The 14,350-nt window shown below is 72.5% G+C and carries 10 protein-coding genes; 6 read left to right on the plus strand and 4 right to left on the minus strand.

Features of this window, described 5'->3' with window-relative positions:
• Positions 1-10 precede the first annotated feature (10 nt).
• Both AB0G10_RS25785 and AB0G10_RS25790 read left to right on the plus strand, forming a co-directional pair.
• Complete coding sequence (locus AB0G10_RS25785; protein WP_360926627.1) at positions 11-784, plus strand: endonuclease/exonuclease/phosphatase family protein; 774 nt, start codon at positions 11-13, stop codon at positions 782-784.
• 33 nt (positions 785-817) lie between these two features.
• Entirely contained in the window at positions 818-1,972 is a 1,155-nt protein-coding gene (locus tag AB0G10_RS25790) for a hypothetical protein (RefSeq protein WP_360926630.1), read from the plus strand.
• On the opposite strand, the gene AB0G10_RS25795 is transcribed toward AB0G10_RS25790, so the two are convergent.
• Positions 1,969-4,209, minus strand: coding sequence for a bifunctional diguanylate cyclase/phosphodiesterase (locus tag AB0G10_RS25795; protein ID WP_360926633.1), 2,241 nt, complete (start codon positions 4,207-4,209; stop codon positions 1,969-1,971). The genes AB0G10_RS25790 and AB0G10_RS25795 overlap by 4 nt on opposite strands.
• Positions 4,210-4,242: 33 nt before the next feature.
• Complete coding sequence (locus tag AB0G10_RS25800) at positions 4,243-5,610, minus strand: AMP-binding protein (protein ID WP_360926636.1); 1,368 nt, start codon at positions 5,608-5,610, stop codon at positions 4,243-4,245.
• Between the two features lie 151 nt (positions 5,611-5,761).
• Between AB0G10_RS25800 and AB0G10_RS25805 the strand changes: the two genes are divergently transcribed.
• The 3 genes from AB0G10_RS25805 (at position 5,762) to AB0G10_RS25815 (ending at position 9,560) form a co-directional block, all read left to right on the plus strand.
• Entirely contained in the window at positions 5,762-7,573 is a 1,812-nt protein-coding gene (locus tag AB0G10_RS25805) for an ABC transporter ATP-binding protein (RefSeq protein ID WP_360926639.1), read from the plus strand.
• A 435-nt stretch (positions 7,574-8,008) separates the two neighbouring features.
• Entirely contained in the window at positions 8,009-8,776 is a 768-nt protein-coding gene (locus AB0G10_RS25810) for an aminoglycoside phosphotransferase family protein (RefSeq protein ID WP_360926642.1), read from the plus strand.
• A 49-nt stretch (positions 8,777-8,825) separates the two neighbouring features.
• Entirely contained in the window at positions 8,826-9,560 is a 735-nt protein-coding gene (locus AB0G10_RS25815) for a PIG-L family deacetylase (protein WP_360926645.1), read from the plus strand.
• Between the two features lie 51 nt (positions 9,561-9,611).
• Here AB0G10_RS25815 and AB0G10_RS25820 read toward each other — a convergent pair whose 3' ends face one another.
• Both AB0G10_RS25820 and AB0G10_RS25825 read right to left on the minus strand, forming a co-directional pair.
• On the minus strand, positions 9,612-11,747 hold the full coding sequence (locus AB0G10_RS25820) for a 3-hydroxyacyl-CoA dehydrogenase NAD-binding domain-containing protein (RefSeq protein WP_360926648.1): 2,136 nt from the start codon (positions 11,745-11,747) through the stop codon (positions 9,612-9,614).
• A gap of 14 nt (positions 11,748-11,761) precedes the next feature.
• The gene (locus tag AB0G10_RS25825; protein ID WP_360926651.1) at positions 11,762-12,976 is read right to left on the minus strand and encodes an acetyl-CoA C-acetyltransferase; all 1,215 of its coding nucleotides are present in this window, start codon (positions 12,974-12,976) and stop codon (positions 11,762-11,764) included.
• Between the two features lie 113 nt (positions 12,977-13,089).
• Here AB0G10_RS25825 and AB0G10_RS25830 point away from each other — a divergent pair, with 113 nt between their 5' ends.
• A complete protein-coding gene (locus AB0G10_RS25830; RefSeq protein ID WP_360926654.1) occupies positions 13,090-14,271 on the plus strand; it encodes a TetR family transcriptional regulator in 1,182 nt (393 codons plus the stop codon).
• Positions 14,272-14,350 lie beyond the last annotated feature (79 nt).

A 14,350-nucleotide genomic window follows, 5' to 3' on the forward strand; every position in this document is an offset into this window, starting at 1 on the left:
GTTCAGAGTGATGACAGTCAATCTGCTGTCGCCGGATCACGCCGACTGGCAGCGCCGGCTCCCGGTGCTGCGCGACGGCGTGGCGGCCTGGAAGCCCGACATCGTCGCGCTGCAGGAGTACGACCGGACCACCGGTGTGCTCGGGCCCGGATATCACCTGGCGCACCACTCCCGGCGTTCCCCCAACGGCGTCGGCGCGGCGCTGGCGAGCCGGTGGCCGATCGGCGCCGTGTCCGAAATCGATCTGCACGTCTCGGGGCGCGTGGACCTGCCGTGGTCGGCCGCCGTGATCGCCGAGGTGGAGGCGCCGTTCGGGCCGCTCGCCGTCGTCCACCACAAGCCCACCTATCAGTACGGCTACGCCGCCGAGCGCGAGGAACAGGCGGTGCGCTGCGCCCGGATCGTGGAGGAGCGGTTCGCCGGCCGGTTCCCGCACGTCATCCTGGTGGGCGACTTCGACGACACCCCGGATTCGGCGAGTGTGCGGTTCTGGACCGGGCGGCAGTCGCTCAGGGAGATGAGCGTCGCCTACCGGGACGCCTGGGAGGCGATCCACCCGGACCAGCCGGGCCACACCTTCACCCCGGCGAACCCGCTGGTCCGGGACGGCGAGATGCCGCTCGAGATCGGCCGGCGGATCGACTACGTGATGGTCCGCTGCGGCACGCACGGGCCGACCCTGGAGGTGGTGGACTGCCGGCTCGCGTTCGACGAGCCGGTCGGCGGCGTCTGGGCCACCGACCACTTCGGAGTGGTGGCCGACCTGGTGGCGCCGGGAGGATAGGGCACCGACCGCTTCGGAGTGGAGGATAGGGCCATGGCCGCTGAATGGATTACCGCGCTCGCCCGCTACGCGGACCGCCTGCACGCCACCGCCGGCGCCCGCCACCACGTCGCCTCCCCGCTCGGCGCCTGGCTCCTGCTGGCCCTGACCGGCGCGGGCACCAAGGAAGAGAACGACCTCGAGGACGCGCTCGGCGTCGACCCCTCCCGGGCCGCCGAGATCGCCGATGAACTGCTGGCGAACCCGCACCCGCTCGTCGCCGCGGCCACCGCCGTGTGGCATACCGAGCAGGTCGACCCGGATGCGCTGACCGGCTGGCGGTCGGCCCTGCCGCAGGCCACCACATTCGGCCCGCTGCCGGGCAGGGAGGAGCTCGACGATTGGGCGCGGGATCATTCGTACGGTCTGATCGACCGTTTCCCGATCCAGCCGTCGCCCCGGATGCTGCTGCTGCTCGCCAGCGCCCTCGCCACCAAGGTGAAGTGGACCGACCCGTTCGAGGTGGAACCGGCGTCCCGGCTCGGCGGCGACTGGGCCGGCCTCAGCACCGTGCTGCGCTCGCCGCTGCACACCCACGAGGCGTTCATCGCGGGCAGCCCGGCCGGCGACGTGATCGTGCACGCCGCCGACGCGGACGGCCTCACGGTGGTCTCGGTGGCCGCGGCCGCCGGCGTGCCGGCCCGGGAGGTGCTGGCGGCCGCGTACGGGATCGCGCCCGCACTGGTCACCGGCCGCCCGGGAGGAATCTCGCTCTTCGACCTGCCGCTCGGTGAGACGCCGCTCTGGACGATCCGCGAGGAACGCGGCCACGATCACCGGCGGGAGCACGTCCGGGCGCTGCTGCCGGCCTGGTCGGCCACGAGCGAGCTGGACCTGGCCGCCGACCCGGCGCTCGGCTTCCCGGCGGCGGCCGGGGTACTGGGCCGGCTGGCCGGTTCGCCGGACCCGCAGTTCGAGGCGAAGCAGGTGGCGACCGCCCGCTACAGCCGGTACGGCTTCGAGGCGGCCGCCGTCTCCGGCTTCGCGACCCTCACGTCGTTCCCGCCCGAGGCCCCGATCCGGCACGCCGAGCTGCGGTTCGCCCATCCGTACGCGGTCGTCGCCGTCACCGCCCAGCCGGACGGGCCCTGGCACGGCGTCCCGGTCTTCTCCGCATGGGTGACCGAGCCGGACGAGGTGACCGACTAGGAGGCCATGGACGGGGCCGGAACCCCCAGCGCCGCGTCGATCTCCGAGGCGGGCGCCGGCCGGGCGAAGTAGTAGCCCTGCGCATACCGGTATCCGAGCGTGTGCAGCCGGTCCGCCTGATCCCGCGTCTCCACGCCCTCGGCCACGGCCCGCAGCCCGAGCGTCGCCGCGATGGTGCTGAGCGAGGTGGCGATGGCCTCCTGCTCGGCGGTCCCGTTCAGGTCGTCGATGAACGACTTGTCCACCTTGAGGGTGGTGACGGGGCAGGTGCGCAGCAGGGTGAGCGAGCTGTGCCCCGTACCGAAGTCGTCCAGAGCCAGACCCACGCCCAGCTCGCGCAGCTCCCGCACGGTGGCCAGGGCCACCCCGCCGGCGAAGACGGCGGTCTCGGTGATCTCGATGGTGATCCGGTCGGGCGCCAGCCCGTGCCGGCTCAGCGCGTCGGCGACGAGGCCGGGCAGGTCCGGGTCGAGGAGCTGGCGGGCCGAGACGTTGACGTTGACGCGCGGCCCGGCCGCACCGTGCCGGCGCTGCCAGTCGGCCGCGTCGGCGCAGGCCTGGTCGATGATCCAGGCGCCGAGGTCGATGATGAGGCCGCTGTGCTCGGCGACCGGGATGAACTCGGCGGGGGAGACGACCGGGCCGTCCGAGGGCTGCCAGCGGACCAGCGCCTCGACGCCGGTGATGGCGCCCGTCGGCAGCTCGACGATCGGCTGGTAGAGCAGCCGGAACTCGCCCCGGTCGAGGCCGCGGCGCAGGGCGGCGGCGAGTTCGGCGTGGTGCTGGGCGGTGGCGTCCAGCTCGGCGGAGTACGCCCGGAACCGGTTGGCGCCGGCGAGCTTCGCGGCCTGCAGGGCGAGCTCGGCGCGGCGCAGCAGGTCGGGCACCTCGGCGCCGGCGCCGGACGCCACCCCGGCCGTCACGGTGACCAGCAGGTCGTGGCCGTCGACGCGCAGCGGGCTGCGGAACGCCTGCACGATCGACTCCGGTGACAGCGTCAGCCCCGGCGACAGGATCCCGAACTCGTCGCCGAGCAGGCGCGCCACCACGGCGTCCGGCCCGGCCACCGAGGCGAGGCGCGCTCCGGCGGCCGTCAGCAGGGCATCCCCGGCCTCGTCGCCGAGCCGGTCGTTGAGCGCCGAGAACCCGTCCAGGTCGCAGACCGCGACGGTGGTTGCCTCGGTACGCCGGCCCAGCGTGGCGGTGAAGAAGCGCCGGTTCGGCAGGCCGGTCAGGTCGTCCTGGTTCGCCTGGCCGTCCAGCCGGTCGAGCAGCAGGTTGTTGTCGGCGAGCGCGGCGTACTGGCGGACCATGACGAGCAGGGTCAGCGCCACCGAGCCGCCGGCCATCCCGGCCGACAGGTATCCGTGCCGCAGCGTGATGCCGATCAGCATGACGGCGGTGACCGCGACGGCCGCGTACGGGACCACGCTGATGTTGCGCCAGATGCCCAGGTGACCGGGCCGGTCGGCGGGCAGCGGCCGTGGCGCGGCGGCCGCCGGGCTCAGGTTGGCGCGGATCTGGAGCAGCGCCGCCGTGGCGAAGAACAGCGCGGCCGACGGCAGCGTCACGGCGGTCGGGCTGAGGAACGGGACGCCGGTGATCAGCGGGGCGACGGCCCAGGCCACCGGGCCGAGCAGGCCGATCGGGGCGAGCGACCAGAGCGCGGGGCGGTGCACCGCGGGGCTGCGGGTGATGCTCGCCTTGATCACGGCGACGACCGCGGCGCAGGCGACGGCCAGCACGACGATCAGCATGGTGGCCCCGGGCGGCGCGCCGGCGGCCGGCATCGAGGTGGTCCAGAGGAAGTGCGAGACGACGAGGCTCGCGGCGACCCCGACGATCGCGACGTCGAGCAGCATCGCGGCGTTGGCCCGCCAGGTGCGTAGCGGGCGCGGCAGCCGGACCAGCGCGAGGACGGCGACGCTCACCGCCGCCAGGAAGGCGGCCTTCGCGAACGGGCTCATCGTGACCCGGTGGCCGGCCAGCAGCGTGTCGATCGCCTGCGCGGCCGTGCCGGCGGTGAGCCAGCCGGAGGCGTAGGTGAGGCGCCGCCAGAAGTCGCGGGCCGGTCCCCGGCCGGTGCCCGCGGCCAGCGCGCAGGCCAGCATCGACGTGCCGGCCGCGCCGACCGTCGAGGGCCAGAGCAGCCACGGCGGCGAGCCGAGCTGCGGGGCGAGCAGCCCCAGCACCGTACTGATCAGGAAGAACGCGGTGGCCAGGATCAGTACACGCACGGCCCGACGCATCATGTCCGGACCATCGGCAGGTCACCGGTCATGGAGCAGTTTTTTCTGCACCTTTCCCATGCCGTTGCGCGGCAGCTCGCCGACCAGGTGCACGACCCGGGGCCGTTTGTGCGCGGCGAGCCGGTCCGCCACGTACCCGATCAGCTCCTCCGGGGTGACCGCGGACGCCACCACGAACGCGGTGACCTGCTCGCCGAGGTCGGGGTGCGGGGTGCCGATCACGGCGGCCTCGCGGACCGCCGGGTGCAGCAGTAGCGCGTCCTCCACCTCGCCGGCGCCGACCCGGTACCCGCCCGTCTTGATCAGGTCGGTGGAGGCGCGGCCGACAATCCGGTGCCAGCCGTCCGGCCCGATCGTGGCGACGTCGCCGGTCGGGAACCAGCCGTCGTCCAGCGGCGGCGGCTCGATGCCGTCGCCGCGCAGATAGCCGTCGAGCAGCGTCGGCCCCTTGACCTGGAGGTGACCGATTCCGCCCTTCTCGTCCACAAGCCTCGTCTCCACTCCGGGAAGTGGCAGGCCGACGTGCCCCGCCCGCCGCTCGCCGTCCGCCCGGGCGCTCACCGTGATCAGCGTCTCGGTCATGCCGTAGCGCTCGACCGGCGCCTGCCCGGTCAGCTCCTCGATGGCGTCGAACACCGGCACCGGCAGCGGGGCGCTCCCGGAGACGAGAAGCCGGGCTCGGCGGAGGGCGCGGGCCGCGTCGGGCGCCTGGGCGATCCGGGACCACACCGTCGGCACGCCGAAATACATCGAGCCGGTCGTCCCCGCGTACCCATGGGGTGTGGGCTTGATCGTGTGCCGCAACCACCCACCCAGCCGCAGCGGACCCAGCACGCCGAGCACCAGCCCGTGCACGTGGTAGAGCGGGAGGCCATGCACGAGCGTGTCGCCGGCGGTCCATCGCCAGGCCTCGGCGAGCCCGTCGAGGCCGGCGGCGAGCGCGGCGCGGGAGATCACCACACCTTTCGGCGGCCCGGTGGTCCCGCTCGTGTAGAGCACCAGCGCCGGTCGCTTCGCTTCCGGCTCCGGCGGCATGCTGCCTGGCCGTTTCTGGTCACTGATCCCCATGATCTGTACGGGGGACCCGCCCGTGGCGGCGGGGTCGTCCGAGAGCATCAGGGCGGCCCGGGAGTCACTCAGGATGTGCGCCCGCTCGAGTTCGCCGGCGTCCGGTGGCACCGGCACGATCGGGACGCCCGCGAGCAGCGCCCCGGCGACCGCGGCGATCGTCGGCAGGCCGGGCTTCGCGTCGACGGCGACCCGCTCGGCCCCGGCGATCCGCTCGGCGACGGCGCAGGCCCAGCCGAGCAGTTCGTGCCGGGATCTCGTCTCGTCGGGGGTCGCGACGGCGGCTTCCAGATCGTCGCCGGTGGTGAGCGCGGTCAGCATCCGCTCATTGTCTCTTCTCCTTTCTTGCAGCCCGGCCGGGGGAATCTCGCGCCGCTTCTCGCCTGTCCGGGAGTGACCACCGGGTTGTTGCCGGTCCGGATGCCTGCCTAGCGTCTGGTCATTGTCGGGATATCTGCCGAGGAGTTGGGCTATGCCGGATTCCGCCCCCGCCGATCTGGCCCGCTGGCGGGATCTGCGGCGCCTCACCGAGGGGTACCGCCGGTGGATCGCCCTCGCGGCCGCCCTCAGCCTGCTCGGCTCCGGGCTCGCCCTGGCCCAGCCGCTGCTTGCCGGCCGGGCCATCGACGCGGCGGCGGGCGGAACCGTCCCGTGGCCGGTGCTCGGCGCCCTGGCCGGCCTGTTCACGGCGCAGGCGTCGGCGCTCGCACTGGCCCGATGGGTGCAGGCGTACACCGGCGAGACCATGACCCGGAACCTGCGCCGGACCGTCGCGGGCCACGTCCTGCGCGTCCGGCTGTCCGTTCTCGATCGGGTACGCACCGGCGACCTGATCGCCCGCGCCTGTGGCGACACCACGATCGTGAAGACCCTCGTGGCGCAGAGCATGGGCACCGGCGTGGCCGGGGTCGCCGGCCTGATCGCCACCGTGGTGGTGCTCGGCTGGCTCGACCGGTGGCTGCTGCTCATGGTCGTGGTGCTCTTCGGGGTGGCGGTGGGCAGCCTGCTCGCCGTGGTGAGCCGGCTGCGGGTGGCGTCCCGGGCCGCGCAGAACGCCGAGGGCACGCTCACCGCCGACCTGGAACGGGCACTCGGCGGTGTCCGCACCGTCCGCGCCTGCCGCGCCGAACCCGTGGAGGCGGCCCGGATCGACCGGGCGGCCGGCCGAGCCTACGTCGCCAACCTGCGGATGGCCGGCCTCGTCGCGCTCTCCGGCCCGACCAACGACCTCGCGGTCAGCGGCGCCTTCCTGGCCGTGCTGCTGGTCGGCTCGACCCGGGTGGCCGCCGGTGAGACCAGCCTCGGCCGGCTCGTCGCGTTCACCCTCGCGATGACCTACCTCTCCTCGCCCATCTACGAGATCTTCCAGGCCGTCAGCGCCGTCCAGCAGGGGTCCGGCGCACTGCACCGGATCAACGAGATGCTGTCGCTGCCGACTGAAAAAGATCAGGCGGTGGCGGTCGTCCCGATGGCCCGCCGGCCCGGCCCGGTCCTCGAGTTCCGCGACGTCTGGTTCGGCTACGACAGGACCCGCCCGGTGCTGCGCGGCATCAGCTTCACGGTCCCGGCCCGCGGCCACATCGCCCTCGTCGGCCCGTCCGGCGCCGGCAAGTCCACCATCTTCGCGCTGGCCGAGCGCTTCTACGAGCCGGACCGGGGCGCCGTGCTGCTCAACGGCCGCGACGTGCGGTTTGCCTCTTATGCCCGCCATCGTGCCGCGGTCGGTCTGGTCGAGCAGGACTGCCCGCTGCTGGCCGGGACGCTCCGGGAGAACCTGCTCTACGGTGCCCGTTTCACCGACTCTCGCTTCACCGACTCTCGCTTCACCGACTCTCGCTTCACCGACTCTCGCGTGACCGACGCGGAGCTGGCCCGGGTGCTGCGGATGACCGGTCTGACCGCCGTGGTCGCCGCCCTGCCCCGCGGCCTCGACACCCCGGTCGGCGAGCGCGGGCGCCGGCTCTCCGGCGGGCAGCGCCAGCGGGTGGCCATCGCCCGCTGCCTGCTGGCCCGCCCCCGCCTCATCCTCCTCGACGAGCCCACCGCCCACCTCGACCCGGACGGCGAACGCGCCCTGGCCGAAGCCCTGCGCGAGGTCTCAGCGGTCTGCGCCCTCGTCGTGATCGCCCACCGCTTCTCCACGGTCCAGTCCGCCGACCGCGTCCTGGTCGTCGACGGCGGCATGGTGACGGCCGAGGGAACCCACGACGAGCTGTCGCGATCCGACCCCTACTACCGCCGCCTCGCCACCGTGACCCTGCCCTCCTGGCATGGCTCACCATGACCAGGCCGTGACCGCCACCCCGACGCCCTCACCCCTCCCTCCGCTCACCCCTCCGCGATCTTGTTGATGGCACCGGTCCCGTTCCCGCACAGATCAACAAGATCGCGCGTGGGTGCGGCCAACCCTCACAGATCTTGTTGATCGGCACTGCCCCGTTCCTGCGCCGATCAACAAGATCGCGGGTGGGGGTGGGCGCGGTCGCCCTGCCTCGATCTTGTTGATCGGGCCCGCCCCGGTCCTGCACAAATCAACAAGATCGCGGGTGGGTGGCTGCCGGACCGGGCGCGCGGCGTCGCCCGGAGAGTGATCAGCGGAACAGAGCGGCGTCCCGGCCCGGCTGAGCTGGGCTGTGTGCCCGCTATGGCCCGGCTGGGAGGCGGCTCGGAGGATTCCGGGCGCGCGGGATCGGGCGCTCCCGGGTTACCGTAGTTGATCATGAGCGGGGAACGGGGGTTGTCCGGCGGCCGGACGGGAGGGGCGGTCCGCGTCGGGGAGACCGTGCGGCGGCCGGCCGGAGCGTGGACGCCGGCGGTACACGCGCTGCTCACGCACCTCGAGGACGCCGGGTTCGACGGCGCGCCGGCGGCCCGTGGCATCGACGAGCAGGGGCGGGAGATCCTCACCCTGCTGCCGGGCGAGACCGTCGGCGACGAGAGGCCGTGGCCCCCGTGGACGCACAGCGATGAGACGCTGTGGCAGGTCGCGCAGTGGCTGCGGGAGTACCACGCCGCGGTCGCCGGCTTCGTCCCGCCGGAGGGTGCGGTCTGGCGCAAGGGCGGCGCCTGGGAGCCCGGGCTGATCATCGGGCACAACGACGCGGCGCCGTGCAACGCGCACTACGCGGACGGGCGGCTCACCGGGTTCGCCGGCTGGGACTTCGCCGGGCCGGTGACGGTGGAGGCCGATCTGGCGTTCACGGCGTTCGCCTGGGTGCCGCTGTCGGCGCGCGAGGTCGCGGCGGCCGAGGGGTTCACGGCGTTCGGGGACCGGTCGCGGCGGCTGCGGCTGCTGCTCGACGCGTACGGGTGGCGCGGCGACTCCTCGCAGATCGTCCGGGAGGCGCGCGACCGGGTGAGCGCCTCCATTCACGACATCCGGCGGCTCGCGATGGCCGGCGACCCGGGCTGCCAGCAGCTGATCGAGGCGGGCTACGACCTGGAACTGGCGACGGCGGTCAAGGAGCTGGCGACCTTCCCCCGGTGAGTCACCGGCCGGCAAGTATCCGGCAAGGTGCCCGCTCCACAGTGACCCCATGAGAGATCTCGGAACGATCATGGGCATCTGGGCCCACCCCGACGACGAGGCCTACCTCTCCGGCGGCCTCATGGCCCTCGCCACCGACGCCGGTTCGCGCGTCGTCTGCGTGACGGCCACCCGCGGCGAGCGAGGCACCGCCGATCCCGCACGATGGCCGCCCGGCCGCCTCGCCGTGCAGCGCACCGGCGAGCTGCGCGAATGCCTCACGATTCTGGGTGTCACCGAGCATCACCAGCTCGGCTACCGCGACGGCGAGTGCGCGCGGGTGTCGCCGAGCGAAGCCGTGGCCCGGCTTTCCGAGCTGATGGCGAGGGTACGGCCGGACACTCTCGTCTCGTTCGGGCCGGACGGCAACACCGGCCATCCCGATCATCAGGCCGTCGCGCGCTGGGTGGAGGCGGCCGTCCCGGCCGGCACGAGGCTGCTGCAGTCCGCCGTCCCCGCGTCGTGGGCGCACCGCTGGCGACCCGTCCACGAGCGCTTCGCCGTCTTCGAGCCCGGCTACCCGATCACCACCGCGGAGCCGGACCTGGCCCTGTACCTCACCCTCGACCCGGCCACCCTGCAGCGCAAGGTCAAGGCCCTGGCCGCCCAGACCACCCAGACCGAGGCCCTGATCGCCGCGATGGGCGCCGACGACTACGCGAGCTGGGTGGCCGACGAGGCCTTCGTCGCAGCGCCGACGGACGACCGCTGGTGGGATCACCGTGCGGCACGGTGGCGGAGCTGAGAGCGGGCCGGTCACCCGTACGGTGAAACCGGCCCGCTGAAAAACCAAGCGTCAGAAAGTCTCCCCGGCGGAAGCCTTCGCCCGCAGCAGCGGAGGCGGAGCGAAGCGATCGCCGTAGCGCGCGGCCAACTCCTCGGCCCGCGCGATGAAGCCGGGCAGGCCGCCCGGGTAGCCGTTGATGTACTGCAGGACGCCGCCGGTCCAGCCCGGGTAGCCGATGCCGAAGATGGAGCCGATGTTGGCCTCCGCGACCGACAGCAGCACGCCCTCGTCGAGGCACTTGACCGTCTCGATCGCCTCGATGAAGAGCATCCGCTCCTTGAGGTCCTCGAACGGGATCTGCCGGCCGCCGTCGGTGGCGAAGGCGGAGAGTCCCGGCCAGAGACCGGTCCGCTTGCCGTCGGCATATTCGTAGAACCCCGCACCGCCGGAACGGCCCGGGCGCTCGAACTCGTCGATCATCCGGTCGATGACGGCGTCGGCCGGGTGGGCCACGTAGGCGTCACCCGCGGCGGCCTGGTACTCCTTGCGGATCTTGCGGGGGAGCGTGAGGGTCAGCTCGTCCATGAGCTGCAGCACCGGCGCGGGGTAGCCGGCCTGGCTGCTGGCCTGCTCGATGCTGGCCGGCGGGACGCCCTCGGCGAGCATGGCGATGCCCTCGTTCGTGAAGGTGCCGATGACCCGGCTCGTGAAGAAGCCGCGGCTGTCGTTCACCACGATCGGCGTCTTGCGGAACAGCTTCACCACGGCGAGCGCCCGGCGGACGGCGAGGTCACCGGTCTTCGCACCCTTGATGATCTCGACGAGCGGCATCTTGTCGACCGGGGAGAAGAAGTGCAGGCCGATGAAGTCGGCCTGGCGGCGCACGCCCTCGGCGAGCAGCGTGATCGGCAGCGTCGAGGTGTTGGAGCAGAGCAGCGCGTCCGGCGCCACGATGTCCTCGATCTCGGCGAAGACCTTGTGCTTGAGCGCCGGGTCCTCGAAGACCGCCTCGATCACCACGTCGGCGCCGGCCAGGTCGGCCACGTCGGCGGTCGCGGTGATCCGGTCGAGCAGGGCCTGGCCCTTCTCCGGGGTCATCCGGCCGCGGCCGACGGCCTTGGCGACCAGTTTCTCCGAGTAGCCCTTGCCCTTCTGCGCGCCCTCCAGAGAGACGTCGCGCAGCACCACCTCGACGCCGGACTTGGCGCCGACATAGGCGATCGCCGCGCCCATCATCCCGGCCCCGAGCACCGCGATCTTCTTGATCGGCGGGACGTCGCCGACCGAGCGGTTGTTCACCTCGTTCAGGTCGAAGAAGAACGCCTTGATCATATTCTTGGAGACCTGGCCGGTGACCAGCTCGACGAAGTAGCGCGACTCGATGACGAACGCGGTGTCGACGTCGACCTGCGCGCCCTCGACCGCGGCGGACAGGATGTTGCGCGGCGCCGGGTAGGGCGCGCCCTTGAGCTGCTTGCGCAGGTTCGCCGGGAACGCGGGCAGCATCGCCGCGAGGGCCGGGGTGGACGGCGTGCCGCCGGGAATCTTGTAGCCCTTGGTGTCCCACGGCTGGGCCGCCGCCGGGTTTGCGAGGATCCACGCGCGGGCCGACGCGAGCAGCTCTTCCTCGGAGGAGACCAGCTCGTCGATGAGGCCCAGCTCCTTGGCGGCCGGCGCGCGGTGCCGGGTGCCCTGGAGCAGCACCTGGGTGAGCGCCGTGGTGAGGCCGAGCAGCCGGACCGTGCGGACCACGCCGCCGCCGGCCGGCAGCAGGCCGAGGGTGACCTCGGGCAGGCCGAACTCGATGCGCGGGTCGTTCAGCGCGATCCGGCGGTGGGTGGCGAGCGCGAGCTCGAGGCCGCCGCCGAGCGCCGAGCCGTTGAGGGCGGCCACCACCGGCTTGCCCAGGGTCTCGAGCCGGCGCAGCTGGCCCTTGACCCGGGTGCCGAGCTCGAAGACGTCGGCGCCGCGGTCGGCCGGGACCGAGCCGAGCTGGTCCAGGTCGCCGCCGGCGAACCAGGACTTCTTGGCCGAGGTGATGATGACGCCGGTGATGGAGTCGCGTTCGGCCTCGAGGCGCTCGACGGTCTCGCCCATGCTGCGGACGTACGCGTCGTTCATGGTGTTGGCGCCGCGGGCCGGGTCGTCGAGGGTGAGCACGACGATGCCGTCCTCGCCCTGCTCCCAGCGGATGGTTTCGGTCATGTGCGCGTTCTCCCTCAGAGCCGCTCGACGATGGTGGCGATGCCCATGCCGCCGCCGATGCAGAGGGTGGCGAGGCCGTATCGCCCGCCGCGCCGCTCCAGCTCGTCGACGAGGGTGCCGAGGATCATGGCGCCGGTCGCGCCCAGCGGGTGTCCCATGGCGATCGCGCCGCCGTTCACGTTGACGATCTCCGGGTCGAGCTTGAGGTCGTCGATGAAGTGCAGGACGACCGCCGCGAACGCCTCGTTGATCTCGACGAGGTCGAGGTCGTCGACGGTGAGGCCGGCCTTGTCGAGCGCCTTGCGGGCGGCCGGGGCCGGGCCGGTCAGCATGATCGTCGGGTCGGCGCCGCTGAGCGCCGCGGCGACGATGCGGGCGCGGGGCTGGACGCCGGCGCGCACCCCGGCGGCCTCCGAGCCGATCATGACGAGTGCCGCGCCGTCCACGATCCCGGACGAGTTGCCGGCCGAGTGGACGTGGTTGATCTTCTCGACCCAGTGGTACTTCTGCAGCGCCACGGCGTCGAAGCCGCCCTGGTCGCCGATCACCGCGAAGGAGGCGGGCAGCTTACCGAGGCTCTCCACCGTGGAGTCGGCGCGGATGTGCTCGTCGCGATCGAGGATGAGCAGTCCGTTGCGGTCGCGGACCGGCACCACGGACTTGTCGAAGTAGCCGTTCTGCCAGGCCTTCGCGGCCTTCTGCTGGGAGCCGACCGCGTACGCGTCGACGGTCTCCCGGCTGAACCCGTCGAGGGTGGCGATCAGGTCGGCGCTGATGCCCTGCGGAATGAAGTCGGTCTTCAGGTTGGTGTCCGGGTCGAGCGCCCAGGCGCCGCCGTCGGAGCCCATCGGCACCCGCGACATGGACTCGACCCCACCGGCGAGGATCAGGTCCTCCCAGCCGGAGCGGATCTTCTGGGCGGCGATGTTGACGGCTTCCAGCCCGGAGCCGCAGAAGCGGTTGAGCTGGACACCGGCCGTCGTGTACGGCAGGCCCGCCGCGATGGCGGCCGTCTTGGCGATGTCGGAGCCCTGGTCGCCGAGTGGCGAGACGACGCCCAGCACGACGTCGTCGATCTCGGCCGGGTCCACGTCGGGGAAGCGCCGGCGCAGTTCGTCGATGAGCCCGACGACCAGCGAGAGCGGCTTCACCCCGTGCAGCGAACCGGTCTTCTTGCCGCGCCCGCGCGGGGTCCGCACGGCGTCGTAGATGAAGGCCTCGGTAGTCACGCGTACTCCCTCGGGTGCGAATTGCGGCTAACTTTTGCCGATGTTTCCGCTTGATGTCAAGGCTACGCGGACGACAGTGACGCGAACTGCGGATCACGACTAGGCTGTCTCGCGTGAGCATCGCAGAGGCCTCCGGAGAGCCGGCGCCGGCGGTCCGGAAGCGCCCGAAGGACCGCAAGGCGCAGCTCGCGCTGGCCGCGGCCGAGATGTTCTGCGAGCACGGCTACCACGGCGTGAGCCTCGACGAGATCGCCACGGCGGTCGGGATCAGCGGCCCGGCGATCTACCGGCACTTCCCCAACAAGTACGCGATGCTGGTCTTCGCCACCCGGCAACTCGCCGACACCATCCTCGCCGCCACCGAGTCATCCGACCTCGACGAGCTGCTGTCGGCCCTGGCGCGGCTGGCCGTCGAGGGGCGCAAGGTCGCGGGCCTCTATCAGTGGGAGTGGCGCTACCTCGACGCCGATCACCGGGAAGAGTTCCTCGCTGACGTCGAGACGCTGGTGGGGCGGTTGGCCGTACCCTTGCTCGCTCTTCGCTCTGGTCTTGAGAAGCCGGATGCCGAAGCGCTGGTCAGGGCCGCTCTCAGCGTGTTCGGCAGTCCCGGCACGCATCGTGCGGCCATCGCGAAGGGCCGGGGTGAGGCGGCGCTGCGGCGGGCTGCGTGGTCGGTGCTGCTCGGCGATCCACCGACGCCCCTGCCGGTCCCTGCGGGACCTCCGGAAGAGCAGTCCGTGCGGGTGGGCGCGCGCCGCGAGATCCTTCTGGCCGAGTCGGTCAAGCTCTTTCATCGGTACGGATACCACGCGGTCGGTGTCGAGGAGATCGGCCGGGCCGCGGGGATCAACGCGTCCAGTGTCTACCGGTACTTCCCCGGCAAGGCCGACATCCTGGCCGCCGCCTTCTACCGGGCGTCCGAGCGGGTCGCCGAGGCCACCGCGGTCGCGCTCGCCGCGGCGGACGGCGACGAGGACGCGCTGCGGCGGATGGCCGAGTCCTACGTCGACCTCACCTTCGAGCGCAGCGCGCTGGTCTCGGTCTACCTCGCCGAGAACAACAATCTGCCCGAGGCCGACCGGCACGAGCTGCGCAAGGTGCAGCGGCTGCACGTGGAGGAGTGGGTGCGGCTGCTGGGCCGGCTGCGCCCGGAGCTCCCGGCCGCCGAGGCGCGGCTGCTGGTGCACGCGGCGCTCAACGTGGTCACCGATCTGAGCCGGTGGGTGCGGTTCGACCGGCGCAGCGGCATGGACCGCCACCTGGTGCGCCTCTGCATGGCCGTCTTAAAGGCCTGATGTTAGGGCTGATTCTCCGCTAGGCGGACGCTTCCGCGCTGGCCCCTTCCCAGAAAGTTAACCGGGGTTTACAGTGCCG

Origin of the sequence: Actinoplanes sp. NPDC023714, assembly GCF_040639855.1 — a bacterium.
In the GTDB taxonomy this organism is placed as follows: Bacteria; Actinomycetota; Actinomycetes; order Mycobacteriales; family Micromonosporaceae; genus Actinoplanes.